This window comes from Winogradskyella sp. (genome assembly GCF_965656915.1).
In the GTDB taxonomy this organism is placed as follows: Bacteria; Bacteroidota; Bacteroidia; order Flavobacteriales; family Flavobacteriaceae; genus Winogradskyella.
Genome location: NZ_CBFHMI010000001.1, coordinates 176,391 through 196,525, shown reverse-complemented (window position 1 = coordinate 196,525; position 20,135 = coordinate 176,391). Strand labels below are relative to the sequence as shown.

Annotated in this window: 16 protein-coding genes; 7 read left to right on the top strand and 9 right to left on the bottom strand. The window is 34.0% G+C overall.

Features of this window, described 5'->3' with window-relative positions; translation table 11 throughout:
• Nucleotides 1-207, top strand: coding sequence for a helix-turn-helix domain-containing protein (locus ACTG3Y_RS00915; protein ID WP_439151041.1), 207 nt, complete (start codon nt 1-3; stop codon nt 205-207).
• On the opposite strand, the gene dinB is transcribed toward ACTG3Y_RS00915, so the two are convergent.
• Together dinB and ACTG3Y_RS00905 are read right to left on the bottom strand one after the other, a co-directional pair.
• Entirely contained in the window at nt 208-1,425 is a 1,218-nt protein-coding gene (gene dinB / locus ACTG3Y_RS00910) for a DNA polymerase IV (RefSeq protein WP_439151040.1), read from the bottom strand.
• A complete protein-coding gene (locus ACTG3Y_RS00905) occupies nt 1,415-4,438 on the bottom strand; it encodes a DNA polymerase III subunit alpha (protein WP_439151039.1) in 3,024 nt (1,007 codons plus the stop codon). The genes dinB and ACTG3Y_RS00905 overlap by 11 nt, the downstream gene beginning before the upstream one ends.
• A gap of 76 nt (nt 4,439-4,514) precedes the next feature.
• Here ACTG3Y_RS00905 and ACTG3Y_RS00900 point away from each other — a divergent pair, with 76 nt between their 5' ends.
• Together ACTG3Y_RS00900 and ACTG3Y_RS00895 are read left to right on the top strand one after the other, a co-directional pair.
• Complete coding sequence (locus ACTG3Y_RS00900; protein WP_439151038.1) at nt 4,515-5,282, top strand: XRE family transcriptional regulator; 768 nt, start codon at nt 4,515-4,517, stop codon at nt 5,280-5,282.
• A 98-nt stretch (nt 5,283-5,380) separates the two neighbouring features.
• Nucleotides 5,381-5,554 carry a hypothetical protein gene (locus tag ACTG3Y_RS00895; protein WP_439151037.1) on the top strand — a complete coding sequence of 58 codons (174 nt, stop codon included), beginning with the start codon at nt 5,381-5,383 and terminating at the stop codon, nt 5,552-5,554.
• 78 nt (nt 5,555-5,632) lie between these two features.
• Here the strand turns inward: ACTG3Y_RS00895 and ACTG3Y_RS00890 are convergent, their stop codons facing one another.
• From ACTG3Y_RS00890 to ACTG3Y_RS00860, 7 genes are all read right to left on the bottom strand, one after another.
• Entirely contained in the window at nt 5,633-5,911 is a 279-nt protein-coding gene (locus ACTG3Y_RS00890; protein WP_439151036.1) for a F0F1 ATP synthase subunit epsilon, read from the bottom strand.
• Nucleotides 5,912-5,960: 49 nt separating this feature from the next.
• Entirely contained in the window at nt 5,961-7,469 is a 1,509-nt protein-coding gene (gene atpD, locus ACTG3Y_RS00885) for a F0F1 ATP synthase subunit beta (RefSeq protein ID WP_439151035.1), read from the bottom strand.
• A gap of 169 nt (nt 7,470-7,638) precedes the next feature.
• Complete coding sequence (locus ACTG3Y_RS00880; protein WP_439151034.1) at nt 7,639-9,183, bottom strand: SGNH/GDSL hydrolase family protein; 1,545 nt, start codon at nt 9,181-9,183, stop codon at nt 7,639-7,641.
• A 12-nt stretch (nt 9,184-9,195) separates the two neighbouring features.
• Complete coding sequence (locus ACTG3Y_RS00875; protein ID WP_439151033.1) at nt 9,196-12,048, bottom strand: TonB-dependent receptor domain-containing protein; 2,853 nt, start codon at nt 12,046-12,048, stop codon at nt 9,196-9,198.
• A 169-nt stretch (nt 12,049-12,217) separates the two neighbouring features.
• Nucleotides 12,218-14,065, bottom strand: coding sequence for a glutamine--fructose-6-phosphate transaminase (isomerizing) (glmS, locus tag ACTG3Y_RS00870; RefSeq protein ID WP_439151032.1), 1,848 nt, complete (start codon nt 14,063-14,065; stop codon nt 12,218-12,220).
• Nucleotides 14,066-14,075: 10 nt separating this feature from the next.
• The gene (locus ACTG3Y_RS00865) at nt 14,076-15,776 is read right to left on the bottom strand and encodes a DUF4270 domain-containing protein (RefSeq protein ID WP_439151031.1); all 1,701 of its coding nucleotides are present in this window, start codon (nt 15,774-15,776) and stop codon (nt 14,076-14,078) included.
• An 8-nt stretch (nt 15,777-15,784) separates the two neighbouring features.
• Nucleotides 15,785-16,597 carry a glycogen/starch synthase gene (locus ACTG3Y_RS00860; RefSeq protein WP_439151030.1) on the bottom strand — a complete coding sequence of 271 codons (813 nt, stop codon included), beginning with the start codon at nt 16,595-16,597 and terminating at the stop codon, nt 15,785-15,787.
• Between the two features lie 110 nt (nt 16,598-16,707).
• On the opposite strand from ACTG3Y_RS00860, the gene panC reads away from it, so the two are divergent.
• The 4 genes from panC to ACTG3Y_RS00840 are packed head-to-tail and all read left to right on the top strand — an operon-like array spanning nt 16,708 to nt 20,079.
• The gene (gene panC, locus ACTG3Y_RS00855; RefSeq protein ID WP_439151029.1) at nt 16,708-17,559 is read left to right on the top strand and encodes a pantoate--beta-alanine ligase; all 852 of its coding nucleotides are present in this window, start codon (nt 16,708-16,710) and stop codon (nt 17,557-17,559) included.
• Between the two features lie 13 nt (nt 17,560-17,572).
• Nucleotides 17,573-17,923 (top strand): aspartate 1-decarboxylase, encoded by a 351-nt coding sequence (gene panD / locus ACTG3Y_RS00850; RefSeq protein ID WP_439151028.1) that lies wholly within the window; start codon nt 17,573-17,575, stop codon nt 17,921-17,923.
• 4 nt (nt 17,924-17,927) lie between these two features.
• Nucleotides 17,928-18,881 carry a lysylphosphatidylglycerol synthase transmembrane domain-containing protein gene (locus ACTG3Y_RS00845; RefSeq protein WP_439151027.1) on the top strand — a complete coding sequence of 318 codons (954 nt, stop codon included), beginning with the start codon at nt 17,928-17,930 and terminating at the stop codon, nt 18,879-18,881.
• Nucleotides 18,882-18,930: 49 nt separating this feature from the next.
• Nucleotides 18,931-20,079 (top strand): alpha/beta hydrolase, encoded by a 1,149-nt coding sequence (locus tag ACTG3Y_RS00840; protein WP_439151026.1) that lies wholly within the window; start codon nt 18,931-18,933, stop codon nt 20,077-20,079.
• Nucleotides 20,080-20,135: the final 56 nt, after the last annotated feature.

Here is a 20,135-nt window from a genome sequence, read left to right as displayed (position 1 = left end):
ATGCCAATAGTAGTTAACTTAGACATTATGTTAGTAAAGCGAGGCATGAAGAGTAAAGAACTCGCTGAAATTATTGGTATTACAACAGCTAATCTCTCAATATTAAAATCTGGAAAAGCAAAGGCAATTCGTTTTTCGACACTTGAGGCTATTTGCAAAGCTTTAGATTGTCAACCCAGTGATATTTTAGAATATGCCGAAGATTAATTACTGATGTCTATTAGCCAATAGTGGAGGAGGTTCGCCAGTAAAAGGGTTAAAACGACTAATGGTTTTAGCCTCCATTCCTGCAGCACTCATTACAACTCTATCTCCATAGCGTTCGCGCATCTTATCTATGGCTTTGCTAAGGTTAAGCTGTATTTCGTTATCCTCAAATAGATGTATTTGATGACCACCTTCTACTAAATGACTAAACCTAATACCAATAAGACGAACCAATAATCTACGATTATATAGATTTTTAAATAGGTCTAAAACAATAGGAATAATAGTATGGTCCATAGCACTATATGGTATGCGTTTTTGTTGGGTATAGGTTTGAAAATCTGAATACCGAATTTTAAAAGTAACACAAGCCGTTAGCTTATTACCACGACGTAATTGATAAGCTAAGTTCTCTGCCATGGCAATAACTAGTCCTCTTAGTTTATGAATATTAGTAGTGTCTTGACCAAACGTGCGCTCCGTAGAGATTGATTTGCGTTCGTGATATTGTATTACAGGACTGTTGTCTATACCATTAGCTTTTTTCCAGATTGAAAGTCCGTTTTTACCCAAAACCTTATGCATTAATTCCATGGGCATGTCTTGTACCGTTTTAATACGCTTTACTCCTAAATCACAAAGCGATTTATAAGTAACATTACCTACCATCGGAATTTTTTTTACGGATAGTGGAGCTAAAAATGGCTTTTCTGTTCCGGATAAGATTCTTATTTCATTATTAGGTTTAGCTTCGCCTGTAGCAATTTTTGAAACCGTTTTATTTAGCGATAAACCAAAAGAAATGGGTAAACCTGTTTCTTTAATAATACGTTGACGTAATTCTGAAGCCAGTTTGTGGCAACCAAAAAACTTATCCATTCCGGTAAGGTCTATATAAAATTCATCAATAGATGTCTTTTCATAAAGTGGTACACTTTCTTTTATAACTTCGGTAACGTTTTTAGAAAACTTAGTATAAATGCCAGAGTTTCCTCTTAGAATAATGGCCTCAGGGCATAATTGTTTTGCCATACGCATAGGCATGGCAGAATGGACACCAAACTTACGTGCCTCATAACTGCACGAGGCGACAACACCTCTGTCACTAGTACCACCAATGAGTACTGGTTTTCCGTTAAGACGGCTATCTAGCAAACGTTCGCAAGACACAAAAAAAGTGTCTAAATCCATATGTACTATAGAGCGGTTATTGTTCATATTGTGCTTTAAGATCTTTAAAACTTTTCTTCTTTTGAAATGTAGGATTTAAGGATTTTATAGAGTAACGAGGATCTTCAATAATAGCCAATCGCTCTAATTTTGAAACTTCTATAGTAACACAGTCAAATTCAACCATAACTTTTCCTATAATTTCATAAATTCCTTTTCCTCTAAATGGATATTTTGCTGCAACAGGAGGAAAATGAACCGTATCTATAAAATCACCATCACAATCTAAAAAGGTTCCAAAATACATTAGTTTTCTGTTAGCTGTTTTAGTGTTTTTTATAGTAATGAGATAACCTTCTATACGTATATATTTACCTTCTAACTGCTCTAAATATTTGGCGCGTAATCTACTTGTAGATGGTAGTTCTAACAATTGAAACGGATTACACAGCGGAAAGCCTAGTAATTCAATCTCGTCAAATGCGTTTTCTAATGCTGTACTTGGTAATTCTGGTGTATTGTAATTAATGCGCTGTGTTTTAAATAGTGTAATGACATGTTCTTCAATAATAGTTTTGCTAATCTTTAGGTGTGCTTCCCAAAGTAATTCGCGTTTATTGATTTTTGTAAACCTAAAAGCATTGATTTTTATTAAGATGCTAATTTGTTCTATTGATATTGGGACACGTTCTATAAAATCATCGAGCGAATTAAATTTTCCGTTTAGTTGACGCTCTTTAAGAATACACTCTGTAGTTTTAGACTCAAAAGATTGCAAAAACATAAATCCCAGATAAATAGTTTTACCTCTAATTATAGAATGGTTGTGTGAGTTGTTAATACAAGGTGATTCAATACGTCCATTATGCATTCTGGCTTCGTGTACATAGAGTTCTGTACTGTAAAATCCACCAAAATTATTGATAGTGGCTGTCATATATTCTAAAGGATAATAAGCTTTTAAAAATAGACTTTGATAGCTTTCTACAGCGTAAGAAGCTGAGTGTCCTTTGGCGAATGCATAACCAGCAAAGCTTTCTATCTGGCGCCAAATATCTGCAACAAGGTTATAGGATTTCCCTTCATTTTTACAATTTTCAAAGAACTTTTGCTTTACTTTTAAGAACTCTTCTCTGGAACGAAATTTACCAGACATACCACGTCTAAGCATGTCTGACTCACCTAAATCTAATCCACCAAAATGGTGAGCAACCTTAATAACATCTTCTTGATAAACCATAACTCCATAAGTCTCTGGCATTAATTTGGCTAATACAGGATGTGCTTCTTTTCGTTTTTCAGGATAACGACATCTTAAAATATACTGACGCATCATTCCGCTTTGAGCTACTCCAGGTCTAATTACAGAACTGGCAGCGACTAAGCCTAGATAATCATCAACCTGTAGTTTTTTTAAAAGCATACGCATGGCAGGAGATTCCACATAAAAGCAACCAATGGCTTCCGCATTTTTAAGCAAATACTTTATACGTTTGTCTTCTTTAAAGCCTTTAATATTATGAATATCAACAGGTGGTTGGTTTTGATAGTTTTGGTTAATAATATCTACAGTATCTTTTATTTTTCCTAAACCACGCTGACTTAAAATATCAAATTTATATAGACCAATGTCCTCTGCGACAACCATATCAAATTGTGTAGTAGGGAAACCTTTTGGAGGCATAAACGTAGCACAGTAATAATGAATGGGTTTTTCAGATATTAAAATACCACCAGCATGTATACCTAAGTAATTTGGAAATCCTTGAATATATTTAGCATATTTTATAACGAGTTGTGATAATCTATCGAGTTTTTGGATGTTGTATTTGCCTCTAGTAAGCATATCCATTTCAGACTTAGGTAAGCCAAAGACCTTGCCTAATTCACGTACTGATGCTCTGAATTTAAAGGTATTGTAGACTGTGATAAGTGCTGTATTTTTAAATGTTTTAAAGATAAATTTGGTAACATCATCTCTATCTTTCCACGAGAAATCAATATCAAAATCTGGTGGATTTTGCCTAAAGAGGTTAATGAAACGCTCAAAATACAAGTCGAGCTCAATAGGATCTACATCTGTAATGCGTAACAAGTAGGCGATAATGCTATTAGCGCCACTACCACGACCAACGTAATAATAGTCTTTACTACGAGCGTATTCTAAAATTTTCCAATTGATCAAAAAATAAGACACAAAGCCTTTTTGCTTTATGATACTGAGTTCTTTTTCTATACGACTGTATATTTTAGAATCTATAGTGTTTCCGTAACGATAGGGAATACCGTCATAGGTTAGTTTTTCTAAAAGCTGATAATCAGAATCGATGTTCTCTGTGAGAAATCGTTGGTTTTTAGGGATAGGGTTTTCAAAATCAAAATCTATCGAACAGTTATCTAAAAGTTGTTTGGTATTAGTGATGAGGTTTGGAAACTCACTATAAACATTACATAATTCATTATAAGGCAACATCACATCATGTTCACTACCCTCTTCAGACTTTGGCAGTTTACTCAATAAGGTATTATTATCAATGGCTCGCAGTAGACGATGTGTATTAAACCCTTTTTTATTTTGAAAAGACACTGTTTTTAATACCACTAATTTTTCTCTGTGTGTATTCCATTTTGAAAATTTTAGTTGATTGAGATCTTTGGGTGTAATGCCCAAAAACTCATTAGCTTTTAGTTTAAAATCTTTCCCTTTTTGGTAAGGATATACCACAAAACAGTCGTCTAAAATATGTTCTGGTCGCTCAGGAATTTTTAAATCGTGATTATGAAGAAATCTGGATAGATAATCATTTATATTTTGAAATCCATTGTTGTTTTTTGCAATTAAAATAAATTCTTGTTGCGCTTTGTTTCTAAAATCAACACCAAGAACCGGTTTTACTTTATATTTTTTTGATAGACGCACAATATCTAAGCATGCTGAGGTAGTATTAATATCTGTAAGTGCTAAAGTTTGAACGCCATTTTCTGAAGCAATAGCCAGTAATTGCTCAGGTTTTATGGTACCGTAACGTAAGCTATAATATGTGTGACAATTTAAATACATGGGACTAGCAAAATTAGCTACTATATGTAGTTTTTATTGCTTATATTTGTAGTAAATACTGTTAAAATTAATTAGATTGAAAGCTATACAAGCTAACATAAAGCACCTCAGGTCTTTAAAGAAAGTATCACAAGAACGCTTTGCAGATGATCTTGGCTGGACACGTTCTATGGTTGGTTCTTATGAAGAGGGAAGAAGCGAACCGCCTATTGAGCGCTTAATAGATTTATCTAACTATTTCAATATTCCTATTGATATTTTGGTGCGTAAAGATTTACGAATGGCCAAGGATACCTCATTTATAGAAGTGGGAAATAAGCGTGTGTTGTTTCCTGTTACCGTTAATGAAGATAATGAAGATCTTATTGAGATTATACCAGCAAAAGCTTCGGCTGGCTATTTGTCTGGGTATGATGATCCGGAATATATAGAACAGCTTCAAAAAATTAAGCTACCGTTTTTACCCACAGGAACACATCGTGCATTTCCGATAAAAGGTGATTCTATGTTGCCTGTTAAAGATGGTGCTTTTGTAGTGGCTAGATATGTTGAGGATATAAATCATATAAAAAATGGAAGAACTTATGTTGTATTGACTAAGGATGATGGTTTAGTATATAAGCGCATATATCTTCCTAAAGATAGTGATGAAGACTTATTATTGAGTTCTGATAATAAGACCTATCAGCCCTATTTAGTTTCTAAATCGGGAATTTTAGAATTGTGGGAATTTACATGTTGCATCAATACCCAAGAATATGATGAAAAAGAGCTTAAACTTAGCAGTATCATGACAATGTTTCAAGAGTTAAAAGTAGAGTTGGAAGCTGTAAGAAAAATATAAAAAACCCTGAAAATCAATTATATAGATTCTTAAAAGTTAAGGATATGTTAAAATAATTTAGTATATTAGAAGATAACTAACCAACACAATCATTTAAAATGGGTAAACTTAATCAAGATTTTCGCTATAACAGAGCCTTTGATTTAATTACGCTAATAGCATTTATTATATTTCTTGTCTTTTTTGCACAATCAGTTATTGCAGTAATGGGTGCATTTGAAACAGAAGTATATTCAAATACTATAGCCGATTTAGGTCAAATAAATAATTAACATTAAGTTTAATTATAGAAGAAATAAAAAAACGCGAAGTATTAGCTTCGCGTTTTTTATAGTATTATATTAAGATAATTAATCAGCTAAAACAATTAGCTTATTATCTTTCATTTCAATAGTACCAGAGTTAATAGCTAACCAAACACCTCTATCAGATTTTGTGAATTTGTCTTCAACTTCTTCTTCTAATTGAATATTACTTCCAGCAACTTTTACATTACCTTCTTTTAAAATTGACACTATAGGTGCGTGATCTTTTAACATTTCAAATTCACCTGTCACACCAGGAACAGTAACAGAATCTACTTCTCCACTAAATAGTGTTGCTTCAGGTGATACAATTTCTAAATACATAGTTTTAATGCTTTAGGCTTTAAGCTTACATTACAGCTTTAAGCAGTTATTAAGCTTCCGCTAACATTTTCTCTCCAGCTTCAACAGCTTCTTCAATAGACCCTTTAAGGTTAAATGCTGCTTCTGGTAAGTGATCTAATTCACCATCCATAATCATATTAAACCCTTTGATTGTTTCTTTAATATCTACTAATACACCTGGAATCCCTGTAAACTGTTCTGCTACGTGAAAAGGCTGAGATAAGAAACGCTGAACACGACGTGCACGTCCAACGGCTAATTTATCTTCTTCAGACAATTCTTCCATACCAAGGATAGCAATAATATCTTGTAATTCTTTATAGCGTTGTAATAACTCTTTTACGCGTTGCGCACAGTTATAGTGATCATCACCTAAAATATCAGCTGTTAAAATACGTGATGTAGAATCTAATGGATCTACCGCAGGATAAATACCTAACTCCGCAATCTTACGAGACAATACTGTTGTTGCATCTAAATGGGCAAACGTTGTAGCGGGAGCAGGATCCGTTAAATCATCCGCAGGTACATAAACCGCTTGTACAGATGTAATAGAACCTTTCTTAGTTGATGTAATACGCTCTTGCATCGCACCCATTTCAGTTGCTAATGTTGGTTGATAACCTACTGCAGATGGCATACGACCTAATAATGCAGACACCTCAGATCCAGCTTGTGTAAAACGGAAGATGTTATCTACGAAGAATAATACATCTTTTCCTTGTCCATCACCGGCACCATCACGGAAATATTCTGCTATAGTTAATCCTGAAAGTGCCACACGAGCACGAGCTCCAGGCGGCTCATTCATTTGTCCGAATACGAAAGTTGCTTTAGATTCTTTCATGATTGATTTATCAACCTTTTGAAGATCCCATCCGCCTTCTTCCATAGAATGCATAAAATCATCGCCGTACTTGATGATACCAGACTCTAACATCTCACGCAGTAAATCGTTTCCTTCACGTGTTCTTTCACCAACACCTGCGAATACAGAAAGACCACCGTGACCTTTCGCAATATTGTTAATCAACTCTTGAATCAATACTGTTTTACCTACACCAGCACCACCAAATAAACCAATCTTACCACCTTTTGCATAAGGCTCAATAAGATCAATTACTTTAATACCAGTAAATAAAACTTCTGTAGACGTTGATAAATCTTCAAATTTTGGAGCTTGTCTGTGAATAGGTAAACCTGCTTCACCAGCTTTAGGTAAATCACCTAATCCATCAATAGCATCGCCAATTACGTTGAAAAGACGTCCGTAAACATCTTCTCCAATAGGCATTTGGATAGGAGCACCAGTTGCAGTAACTTCAGTACCTCTGCTTAAACCATCGGATGAATCCATGGCTATAGTACGGACTGTATCTTCACCAATGTGAGACTGTACTTCTAGTACTAATATAGAACCATCAGGTCTTTTAATTTCTAACGAATCATAAATCTTTGGAAGTTCTGAACCAGCAGCGAATTCTACATCGATAACTGGGCCTACAATTTGTGCAACTTTACCTGTAACTTTTGACATTACTTATATGTTTTTGTTTTGCAATAATTTAAATATGAAAAACGAGCTGTTTTTTGCGCTGCAAAGATATAGTTTTATTTAAAAATAAAAGTCTTTTTTATTGGCTTTTTTCCATAAAAAAAGCGCATTCATTTCGAATGCACTTTTTCTATTTTATATTGTTTTTTAATTACTGTATTATTACAGGGTATGAGACAATAAAGTCATCTGCTTTAGCTAGATTACCAGATTCAACAAAGTTAGAACCATATGTGGCGTCTATTGCTTCTAAGAAAGCGTTAGCCATTAGCGCATAACCTCTTGCAGTTAAATGTACACCATCTAAACTTACTAATCCACCAAATACTAAATCTGTATTTAAATTATAGTCATCAAAGATAATACCTGTTGAAGAAGCCTCATCTAAAATAGCATTTAAATCCACTAAGGCCAGACCATTTGAACTGGCTGCTGTAGATAAACTAGCATTGTATGCCTGAGTAGCTATTTCAATATCATTTTGCTCTTCTGGTGTTAATACAAAGTTATCTGCTAATGGATAACTTACACCATTAACATTAACTGGAGCAGGAGGTCCTGGGACTGTTGTTGCAATAGCAGACGCTGCCGTTAAAAGTACTAAATCATCTGATGTTGCTTGACGCGCTTTACCAAAAATGGCACCAAATGCTCCTGCGGTTGGAGCACCTAACACTGGAGTAAGAGCCGCCGTAATTTCAGCAGAACGATCTACGGCATCTTCATCATTTATCAGTACTGGATTAGCAGATGTGCTAGATAAAAGATTCAATCTCTCTGGTTCACCAAAGGCTGTAAAAATATTGTCTAAAGGACCATATAACTGTGCGTTTAAAACCGCAATTTGAGGGGCTAAAGCCGGATTACTTGGGTCTAAAGCATCAAACGGGACAGTTGTAAAATATGATAAACTTGTAATGTTTGGTAAATTACCGATAGCTCCTTTTGCTCCATTAGCTGTTAAAGCACCTACCGTTGCGCTTAGGGCTGCATCAAAAGTTGCCGTTGGAGTAATAGGATTACTTCCGTCTCCTCCTGAAGTGGCGTATCCTAAAACATCATTTCCACCAAATTCTGATAGCGTAAAGAAAGTTGGGTTTTGAGCCACTGCCAATTCTACAATGGTAGCATTAGGTGCATTACCTGTTAAACGAACTGCATATGGATTAGCAGCAGCTGGGAAATTAGAAATGTTCCCATATCCAGGTGCCACTAAATGAAAGCTCTTTGCACCAGGAACACCCAAATTATTAAAAGGTCCTTCAGGGTTATTAAGAGCAATATCTGTTGCAACTGTAATTGGTCCAACTAAAGATTCTATCGGAACTGGTCCAGCTCCTCCGAAAACTAGTCTAGGGTCAGTTATACGATTGCCAGCAATAGCCAAACCACCAAAGTTATCACTCATTAATGGTTGTGTAAAGGTGCCTCCACCTGCAATAGCAAATTTGTTTGCTAATGTATTTGGGAATGAATTTTCTTGTGATGCTATAAATAATCCGTTATCAGCAAAACCAGCTGTAAATGATGCGCCTAATGCTACATAATTAGAGAAGTCAGCTGTACCAGCTGTTAGATCTGGCAATACAACAACTTCTTCACGATTCTTATCTCTTAGTTCATCTAATGCATCGTTTTCACATCCAAAAAAACATAATGTGAGCATTGATAAAATTATATACTTTATTTTTTTCATTGCTTTATTTTATTAAAGATTGTTTATTGTTAATGATACATAATATTGAGAACCTATAAACCCTGTTCCGAAGGCTGTAAAGTATTCATCCGCTAATAAATTAGTAGCACCAACTTTGATTGTCGATTTTATACTTGGGATTCTGTAGTTTACCTGGGCATCTAAAACATTAAATGCAGGTATTTCACCATCACCAAAAGAAGCTTCCCAGAAATAGTTGTCACTCCATCTCCAAGCAACATTAAAGCCAAAGTTTGTAAATAACTCAGTTTTTCCAAAGCCTAATTTTACTTTGTGCTCTGGTGTATTAAAATTAGTTCTGAAATCCGGATTTCCTGCCACATCAAAATCTAATTTAGACCAAGTGTAATTAGCGCTTAAATCAAATCCATCAAAAACTTTTGTTGAAACTCCGATAGCTGCACCATAAGAATTAACAGTTTCTTCTGAATTTGTATACGTTTGATATCTCGCAAAGTCATCATTTTGTAAAGCAGCTAAAATTTGCTGTGTGTCAGGATTAAGACCTGCTACTGTTGCTGGGTTGCTCGGATCATAACCTGTAAGATCAAAGTTAGAAACATCACCATAAAGAGGTGCAATTACAGTTTCATTTGCTAAAAAGTCATTATAGGTGTTATAATATGCTGAAGCATCTATTATGAAATCTTGAATTTTACCTCTATAACCAAGTTCAATAGAACTTACACGCTCTGGATCAACGAAATTAGAATTACCAATAAACTCACTACCATCTGTATTTAAATTAGGGTTCGATAACGCAGCACCGACAGATGAAAAAAGTGAATTAGTATAGGCAGCAGCTCCATTTTGAGCGATTGTAGAGGGTTGTCCGAGATTGTTCTGAGCAAATTGACTTACACCGTAATCTCTAGTATAACGATCTCCAATATCTGTTGCTCCACCAATCAATGTACCAAGAGCAGTCTCTAAACCAATGTAAAGTGACTGTGTATCTGGGTTTCTAAAACCTGTTTGAAAAGATGCTCTAAAGTTATGATTTTCATTCACAGTTAAACCAGCAGAAATTCTAGGTGAGAAGAATCCATCAAATAACTCAGATTTATCATATCTGATAGATCCAGTTAATTTAAGTTCTAAACTTTCATTTAACTCAAGAGAGCGTTGTAATTGTGTATATATACCTAATTCTGAGTAGGTAATTGGTCCATTAGCATCTGCATAGATTGTTCCAAAAGAATTTAATCTATACGTTCTGTAAGAACCGCCAACTTGTATCTCAGCAAATTCGACTAAGTCACCAAAATTATAATTAGCGTCACCATGATAAATTTTAGAATTATCTCTAAATGCAGAACCAGTTAAGAAATTAGTGTCAGATGTTACTGTGTCAAAAGCGCGTTGAAACTCTGGTGTGCCAGGCTCAAGTCTTCCTTGCTCAGCTACAGCTCTTGCCGCAGCATGTGCCTGTTCACTTGTCACGCCAGCTAAAGTTTGTCCGATGTATGTTCCAACGTATTCACCGAACCAAACATCGTGCGCTTTCCATGACTGAAGTAAATTAGGACCAGCAACATCCATTACATAAGTGTCTCCAGCTTTGTCAGATGTAATATATCCTCTTACAAAAAAGTTATCATTTCTTACTTCTATTTTATGCTGTTGTAGTGAGAATCCGTCAATTCTATAGCGTTGCGCACCTTGATAGATCGTAGATCCAGTACCGACTTTACCAACGTACTGAATTTCGAAGTCATCTCCCCAAGGACGGAAGTATAATCCCCAATCTGCTTTTATACTTTCTGCTTTATAATCTGTTAAATCTACTTCTCTATATCCTGTTCTACTAACAGCAACAGATGGCACCAATGAAGATGATCCTGCTGGAGCAAGTCCCAAGCCTTCTAAAGTCTGTGCAACATCATTGATGTTTGTAGTCACATTATCTCCGTACACATTAACACCATCATAATTTATATTAGTTTCACGTGTACCTCCTGGCATATCTTTATCATCATAGTTTGTAGCAAACCAATCTGTTCCATCTAAGTAAGCGAAATTGACTTTTGCAGCGAACTTATCACTAAATTTATATGCCATTCGTATACCAATATCGGTGTAGTCGTTATTACCCGCAGCTTCTTGCGAAGTTATACCACGTTTTACATAACCACTTATTCCAGGATAATCAAATGGATTTTTACTTTGCATAAATAGAATACCATTAAACGCATTTGCACCATATAGTGCAGAAGACGCACCTGGAAGTAGCTCAACATTTTGAACATCAGTTTCTGTCATACCCAATAAATTTCCTAAAGGAAAGTTAAGTGCAGGAGCAGAGTTGTCCATTCCATCTACTAATTGCATAAAACGGGTATTCGCAAACGTTGCAAAACCTCTAGTGTTAATAGATTTGAATGTTAAACTGTTTGTGTTAATATCAACACCTTTTAAATTTTCTAATCCACCGTAGAAATCTACAGATGCTGTATTTTTTATTGATTTTAAACCAAATCGTTCTACTGTTACAGGCGATTCAAAAATACGTTCTGGTGTACGAGAAGCAGAAATAACAACTTCGTCTAGTTCATTACCTTCTTCTAAAGTAACATTTATTGTTTGGTTGTTTGAAGTTACTTCGACAATTTGTTCTTTGAAACCTGTATAAGTCACTCGAAGTGAAAATGGTGGAGTTTGTTCTACTGTTAGGGAGTAGTTTCCATCAAAATCTGAAACAGTACCAGATGTTGTGCCCACTACGACAATGTTTGCACCAGGTAAGGGTAGTCCAGTATTGTCTGTAATTTTACCTTTTATTGTGGTTTGGTCAAAAGATACCACACAAAAAAGCATTGTGAAAAGCTTTAAGATTGTCTTCATTTTAGAGAATTAGTTAATTTATTAGATGAGCAATTTAAATAAATAAATGAAAAGTAGATAAGAAATCTGCAAAAAAGTATGCATTCATAGAAAGATTACAAAAAAATAAAGCCTAAAAAATGACAATCACGTAATTTTTAGGCTTTCCAAATTATTCTATAATAGTTATTTATTCTACGGTCACTGACTTTGCTAAATTTCTTGGTTGATCGACATTCTTATCTAACATAACTGCAATATGATAAGACAATAACTGTAGTGAAATGGTAGTTAAAAGTGGCGTCAAAGATTCTATTGTTTCAGGAACTTCAATGACATGATCTGCCAATTCTTTGACACTTTCATCTCCTTTTGTAACGATACCGATTATTTTACCTTTTCTAGATTTTATTTCCTGTATGTTACTAACAACTTTGTCATAGTGCCCTTTTTTAGTTGCAATTACTACAACTGGCATTTGTTCGTCAATTAAAGCAATAGGACCGTGCTTCATCTCTGCCGCAGGATAACCTTCAGCATGTATATATGATATTTCTTTTAATTTTAAAGCTCCTTCTAGGGCAACTGGGAAATTAAATCCTCGACCTAAATACAAGAAGTTTTTAGCATCCTTATATATATCTGCAATAGTTTCAATGTAGGCATCAGATTTTAAAGCTTCCTTAACTTTATCAGGTATTAGTTCTAATTCTATTAAATGATGTCTAAACTCAGAACTTGATATTGTACCTTTAGCTCTGGCTAATCTTAATGCCATCAGCGTTAATACTGTGATTTGAGTTGTAAATGCCTTTGTTGACGCTACTCCAATTTCTGGACCTGCATGAGTATATGCACCAGCATCAGATTCTCTAGCGATTGAAGAACCTACCACATTACATACACCAAAAACAAAAGCACCTTTAGATTTAGCTAACTTAATCGCAGCTAATGTATCTGCAGTTTCGCCAGATTGTGATATTGCAATAACAATGTCTTTTTCTGTAATTACTGGATTTCTGTATCTAAACTCAGATGCGTATTCCACTTCTACAGGAATTCTTGCTAAGTCTTCAAAAATATATTCTGAAACTAATCCTGCATGCCAAGATGTACCACAAGCCACAACTATAATTCTATCAGCAGCCAAGAATTTTTTCATATTATCCTCAACACCTGCTAGTTTTATTAGTGCTTCATTACTCAACAAACGCCCTCTGAATGTGTCTAAAATGGCACTTGGTTGTTCGTAAATTTCTTTAAGCATAAAATGGTCGTAACCACCTTTTTCTATTTGCTCTAAGTTTAATTGAAGTTCTTGTACATAAGGATCTACTAAACGGTCATCCTTAATCTTACGGACTTTAACACCTTTATTTCTTCGTATTATCGCCATTTCTTCATCTTCAAGATAAATGGCATTTTTTGTAAATTCTATAAATGGTGAAGCATCACTGGCAATAAAAAATTCGTCATCACCAATACCAATAGCCAATGGACTACCCAATCTAGCAACCACTATTTCATTTGGTTTATTCTTATCGAAAACAGCAATTGCATAGGCGCCTACAACTTGGTTAAGAGCAATTTGTACGGCTTTACCAAGTTTGGTGTTTTCATTTTTCTTTACGTCTTCAATGAGATTGACTAATACCTCTGTATCAGTATCTGATTTAAAGGTATAACCACGTTTTATCAGCTCCTTTTTAAGTGAGTCGTAATTTTCTATAATACCATTATGAATAATTACTAAATCTCCCGAATTTGAATAGTGTGGGTGAGAATTTACGTCATTAGGTACTCCATGTGTTGCCCAACGCGTATGACCAATTCCAAGGGAACCATCGGTTGAAATTTCGTTTTCTAACTTATCCTTAAGGTCTGAGACTTTACCTTTAGTTTTTGAAAGTTTAATGTTTTTTCCATCATAAAGCGCAATACCTGCACTATCGTAACCTCTATATTCTAATCTTTGAAGTCCTTTAATTACTATAGGATAAGCCTCTCGATGGCCAATATATCCAACAATTCCACACATAGGTTAATTTTTAGTTATTTGGTTCGGTGTAATATATTTCTAAATACACTCTTTTGGCTTCATCGTCAGTATTATTTCCATGTAATACTGTTCCTCGTGGTGTGATGATTGAACTTATTGGAGTTGTTGTATCAGCTTCATCTGTTGTTAATACATCTCTTTGTGGTAACAATTCTTCTAAATTAACATTTAAAGAAACTGATAAGCCTAAATCGACATTCGTAGAATCTCTTAACAATAAATTATTTATATGCTCAGTTACTAAGAGCTTATATTTTATACCTTCTCCATTTGGTTCATCATCAACCCGTTGTAAGGGACCTAGATGATTTGAAACCGAAATTGAAGGTACTGTATTATTAAGTCCGTCTAAAAAATAATCTACCAACGGTGATTTATTCTCTATGTCATACAAATAAATACGATTTGGCTCTTTTCCGTCTACAAAATTTTGATCTACATAAAACACCAAATTAGCTTCGTTAACAATACGCTTAGATCTTACAAAATTACCGTTGTCATCTGTATCAACGAAGTTAGTTTTCCAGTTTTCAAAGGTATTTAATTCGTCATTTTCCAATCTTATACCAAATTCGTTCTCAATATCTTCACCATTGAATAAAGAAATTTTTGCCAACGATCCTTCTCCCCCTTTAAGATATAATCTATCGTCTCCATTTATGTCATCACCATCAGTCAAAGCAATATTAAAATTATTATCAATAAAGTTAACTCTATTAGGACCGAAGTTAATGGTATATGTAGCTTGTTCTAATCCATCCTCATCATCTTCGTCATTAGAATCTCTTGTATAATACATAATGATGTTTGAATTAGGTGATCCAACGTTCAAGATCATAAAACTTCCGTCATCATTAATGGCTTCAGCTTTAAAATATAAGCCTCTAAAATATTCTGAAAAATTATTTTGGTTTGTTAAAACAGCATCGTCTTCTCTGTCAAAGATTTTCTCTTGCCAAAACTGAGTGTTTAATTTTAGTCTTATTCCTGGTGGTTGCCTTTGTGTAACCTGTGTTTCTCCTTCCGCATCTATAGTTGTTAAGATAAACCCGCTATCGCTTATCACTACATTGCCTATATCATCTAATGAGATATGACGTTCTTCATCTGGGTTTTGAATTAAATCTAATTCTTCTCCTTCTAGGACAGCATTAGAAATCATTTCTGAATTAGATGTCGATTTATTAGAATAATACGGTTGTATTTCGTTAAATTCTGCATTCGGATCAAAATCTCTAAGGAAATAATTACTTTCGAAAATACTCAGTTTAATTGGGTTTGAACCTATGACGCTATCTAATTGATAAAATATATTACCTTCTTCATCAATTTCTGTAATAGAGCCAAAAAATGGTAGCGAAAGAACAACGGAGTCTAGCACTACATTTTCACCAAATGATGGTGCAAAATTAGAAGGTGAAACCTGGGTTACAAACTCTGATGTAGTACTACCATAAGCATCTTTAAAAAATCCCAGTGTATTTAAACCTAAATTATTGGTTTGTACTGGCCCTATTACTTTGTTATATGTTATTATATCGTACTGGTCAGTTATGATATTGAAATTTGTGGCATTTTGATTGTTTATAATATCAGATTCTAGCGTTGCAAAATCTTTATCACATGCTGTAAAACTCATAACGATTAGGCCAAATGACATAATCTGTAGGGCAAACTTATTATTTTTCATAGGTAATATTAACCGTTTAAAACAGTATTTGTGTAAAATTCAGTGTATGGATCTGCAAATTCTTCAATAGAAAAATAGTCTAATACAGGTTTGGATAAATCACATATATATGTGTCTAGCTCTTTCGGCAATTCTTCCGAACCTCTTATAATAGCATCAGAGTTATCAATTGCAATTTTCATTAAATTGATATAATCTGGCTTTTCTAAAGCTTTTGCAGCGTCCTTGTCTATGCCGTCAAAGGCTACTTTATTTATCATCTTTTTATCTAACGTTCCTTCAAAACTTTGATTGTATACAGAAGTCACTATTTTACTCTCTGTAAATAAAGGTTCAGTTTTATAAAATTCTTTTAAATAGAGTGGAAGTAAGGATGCAAGCCAACCATTAACATGAATAATATCTGGAGCCCAGTTTAATTTTTTAACAGTTTCAATAACTCCTTTTGCAAAAAAGATAGCGCGCTCATCATTATCTTTAAAGAGATTTCCATCCTCATCTGTTAAGGTTGCCTTTCTCTTAAAATAATCTTCATTATCTATAAAGTAGACCTGTATACGTTCTTTTGGGATTGATGCCACTTTAATGATTAAAGGCATATCAAAATCATTAATTACCAGGTTAATTCCAGAGAGCCTTATCACTTCGTGTAATTGGTGTCTTCTTTCATTAATATTTCCAAAGCGTGGCATAAAAATGCGTATTTGACCTCCTTGTTTGTTTACCAATCTAGGTGCTTCAAACGACATTGAAGAAATTTCAGTTTCTGGTAAATAAGGAACTACTTCTGAGGACACATACAATATTCGTTTATCTTTCATATATCTGCTGCTTTTGAAAATTAAAAGTAAAAAACATGCAAAATTACAAAATTTTGGGCAGATTGCCAGTAAAATATTATGTTTGCACGCGTTAATTTTTTGTTACAGTAGTGATTATATTTCATAATAAATCGAAATTATCTCATCATATTGATGAATTAAAAGCAAAAGGTAACTCCATAGGGTTTGTACCTACTATGGGTGCGCTTCACAATGGGCATTTATCTTTGGTTAAAAAAGGCCTAAGTCAAAACGATATTGTTGTGGTTAGTATTTTTGTTAATCCGACCCAATTTGATAATAAAGAAGATTTAGAAAAATATCCTAGAACATTAGATGCAGATACAGCACTTTTAAAAACGGTTTGCGATAAGAAAATTATAGTCTATGCTCCAACTATAAAGGATATTTATCAAGATGCAATAGAATCTCAAAAATTTACGTTTAATGGTCTGGAACACGAAATGGAAGGTGCGTTTAGAGACGGACATTTTGATGGAGTTGGCACTATTGTAAAGCGTCTATTTGAAATTGTACAGCCAAATGCTGCTTATTTTGGTGAAAAAGATTTTCAACAATTACAGATTATTAAAAAATTAGTAGAACTACATAAAATTCCTGTAAAAATAATAGGCTGTGCTATTCATAGGGCTAAAGATGGTCTTGCTATGAGTTCTAGAAATACTAGACTGACAAAAGAACAACGCGATGTAGCGCCATTTATATATAAGACATTAAAAACTGCAAAAGCAAAGTTTGGCACAAAAAGTGCTAAATATGTAACGGAATGGGTTGAAAAGCAATTTAAAAAAGAACCACTTTTAGATTTGGAATATTTTATTATTGCAGATAAAACAACCTTAAAACCAGTAAAACGAAAATCAACAAAAAAGATATATAGAGCTTTTATAGCAGTATATGCTGGTGATATAAGACTAATAGATAATATCGCCTTAAATTAATTATCTTTGCCTCATGCAAATACAAGTTGTAAAATCGAAAATTCACCGCGTTAAATGTACAGGCGCTGAATTAAATTACATTGGTAGTATAACTATTGATGAAGATTTAATGGATGCTGCCAATATTATACAGGGAGAAAAAGTTCAGATTGTAAACAATAACAACGGAGAACGATTAGAGACCTATTGTATACCAGGACCAAGAAACAGTGGCGAAATTACTTTAAATGGAGCTGCTGCAAGAAAGGTTGCCGTTGGTGATATTCTAATTCTTATTACCTATGCTTTTATGGATATTAAAGACGCTAAAGGTTTTAAACCCTCTTTAGTGTTCCCAGATGAAGCTACAAATCTTCTAAAATAATTAATTGAACAATCCTAAAACCATCCTAAAAGTTGTTTTACCCTTACTCTTAGGAGTCGCTTTAGTATGGTATTCGTTATCTCAAATTTCTGTTACAACTTTAGTTCAATATTTTAAAGATGCAGATTACACCTGGATCCTACTAGGTTTAGTACTTGGCATTTTAAGTCATTCCTCCAGGGCCTATAGATGGTTATATATGGCAGAACCGTTGGGATTTAAACCCAAGTTTGCTAATAGCTTTATGGCGGTGTATTCAGCATACCTTATTAATTTTACAATTCCAAGAGCTGGTGAAATAGCCAGAGCATCCATTTTAACTAACTATGAGTCTATTCCCTTTGAAAAAGGATTTGGTACAATTGTAGCAGAGCGCGTGGCAGATACCATTATGCTATTGATTATTGTTCTCACAGCTCTTTTTTTAGAGTTTGAATTTATTTATGACTTCTTTATGAGAAAATTCAATCCGATTGCACTTGCAATTGGTGCTTCATTATTAGCTCTAATTACTATTACTTTGATTATCTTCATTAGAAGAAGCCAATCTAAATTTGCCTTAAAAGTAAAAACCTTTTTCAATGGATTAATTGAAGGTGCGTTAAGTATTTTTAAGATGAAAAATAAGTGGGCATTTATCGTTCATACTATTTTTATTTGGGTTATGTACGTATTAATGTTTTACGTGACGACATTTGCTTTACCAGAATTACAAAATATCTCTCTCGCAGCCATACTCATTGCATTTATATTAGCTAGTTTTAGTATAGCAGCAACTAATGGCGGTATTGGTTCCTTTCCAGAAGCCATAGTCATTGCATTTTTATTATTTAATATATCTGAAGATCCAAGTAGAGCATTTGGTTGGATTATGTGGACAACACAAACTTTAGCTATTGTTATTCTAGGTGGCTTATCTTTGATATACTTACCTATCTTTAATCGGAAGAAAATTTGAATTTAGAAATATTTTTTACCTTGCTACAACTTATTAAGTCAATTAACTGATGAAGAAATCATTAACACTATTATTACTCTGTTTTGTTGCTTTAGGATTGAATGCGCAAGCCATTTATGAAACGATTGATTCTTATAAGCTTGACGGCAAAAGAGATTTAAAAATTCAGTTGCCTAGAAATTATGATCCTGAATCTAAACGTTCCTACCCATTGGTTATAGTTTTAGATGGTGATTATCTTTTTGAGCCTGTCGCTGGCAATATCGATTATCAAGCCTACTGGGAGGATATTCCAGATTGTATTGTAGTTGGAATAAAACAAGGCAGTACTAGAGAAGATGATTTTTATTACGATGATGATGTCTACTTTCCGGCGCATGAAGGAGCAGACTTTTATGAGTTTATTTCCGCAGAATTAATACCATATATTGAAGGCACTTATAGCGCTTCAAATTTTAGAATTATAATAGGGCATGATTTAAGTGCCAATTTTATCAACTACTATTTATTTAAAGATGAGCCTTTATTTAGAGCTTACATGGCATTGAGTCCGGATTTAGCACCAGAAATGGTAAATAGATTATCAGAGCGATTAGCCTCTCTGCAACAGGAAACATTTTATTATATGGCTACAGCAGATGCTGATGTGAAAGTATTAAGAAATTCAATTAAAGAGTGTGATGCCAAATTAAAACCAATTGAAAATGCTAAGCTACATTACAAGTTTGATGTTTTTGAAGACGCAAATCATTATTCTCTTGTAGGTCGTGGTATTCCAAAAGCACTAAATGAAATATTTGCATTGTATAAACCTATTAATGGAAAAGAATACAACGAAAAAGTACTGACTTTTGAAGGCTCTCCATACGACTATCTGATTAAAAAGTATGAAGACATTGAATATTTTTATGGTTTCGAAAAAAAGTTAATTGAGAACGATATCAGAGCAATTGCTGCCGCCTGTAACAAAAAAGATAATTTAAAGGCATTAGAATCTTTGGCTAAATTAGTAAAGAAAGAGTTTCCAGAATCTATGTTAAGTGCTTATTACTTAGGTATGTACTATGAAAAAGAAGGCAACTTAAGAAAAGCGTTACAGCGCTATAAAGCAGGATTATTGTTAGAACCTTCCCAATACATTGACAAAGAAATAATGCTCGAAAAAATGTACGATGTACAAGATGCGCTAAACGATTAAGTGTATTTCATCGAAAAAAATTTACAACTTAACGATATTTTAGTATGTTTGGGTTC

Excerpts from the sequence above, each read along its gene's own strand:
- ACTG3Y_RS00840 (WP_439151026.1), top strand. The coding sequence starts at position 18,931 with ATGAAGAAATCATTAACACTATTATTACTCTGTTTTGTTGCTTTAGGA.
- ACTG3Y_RS00895 (WP_439151037.1), top strand. The coding sequence starts at position 5,381 with ATGGGTAAACTTAATCAAGATTTTCGCTATAACAGAGCCTTTGATTTA.
- glmS (WP_439151032.1), bottom strand. The coding sequence starts at position 14,065 with ATGTGTGGAATTGTTGGATATATTGGCCATCGAGAGGCTTATCCTATA.
- ACTG3Y_RS00875 (WP_439151033.1), bottom strand. The coding sequence starts at position 12,048 with ATGAAGACAATCTTAAAGCTTTTCACAATGCTTTTTTGTGTGGTATCT.
- atpD (WP_439151035.1), bottom strand. The coding sequence starts at position 7,469 with ATGTCAAAAGTTACAGGTAAAGTTGCACAAATTGTAGGCCCAGTTATC.
- panD (WP_439151028.1), top strand. The coding sequence starts at position 17,573 with ATGCAAATACAAGTTGTAAAATCGAAAATTCACCGCGTTAAATGTACA.
- ACTG3Y_RS00915 (WP_439151041.1), top strand. The coding sequence starts at position 1 with ATGCCAATAGTAGTTAACTTAGACATTATGTTAGTAAAGCGAGGCATG.
- ACTG3Y_RS00890 (WP_439151036.1), bottom strand. The coding sequence starts at position 5,911 with ATGTATTTAGAAATTGTATCACCTGAAGCAACACTATTTAGTGGAGAA.
- dinB (WP_439151040.1), bottom strand. The coding sequence starts at position 1,425 with ATGAACAATAACCGCTCTATAGTACATATGGATTTAGACACTTTTTTT.
- ACTG3Y_RS00865 (WP_439151031.1), bottom strand. The coding sequence starts at position 15,776 with ATGAAAAATAATAAGTTTGCCCTACAGATTATGTCATTTGGCCTAATC.
- ACTG3Y_RS00905 (WP_439151039.1), bottom strand. The coding sequence starts at position 4,438 with ATGTATTTAAATTGTCACACATATTATAGCTTACGTTACGGTACCATA.
- ACTG3Y_RS00880 (WP_439151034.1), bottom strand. The coding sequence starts at position 9,183 with ATGAAAAAAATAAAGTATATAATTTTATCAATGCTCACATTATGTTTT.
- ACTG3Y_RS00860 (WP_439151030.1), bottom strand. The coding sequence starts at position 16,597 with ATGAAAGATAAACGAATATTGTATGTGTCCTCAGAAGTAGTTCCTTAT.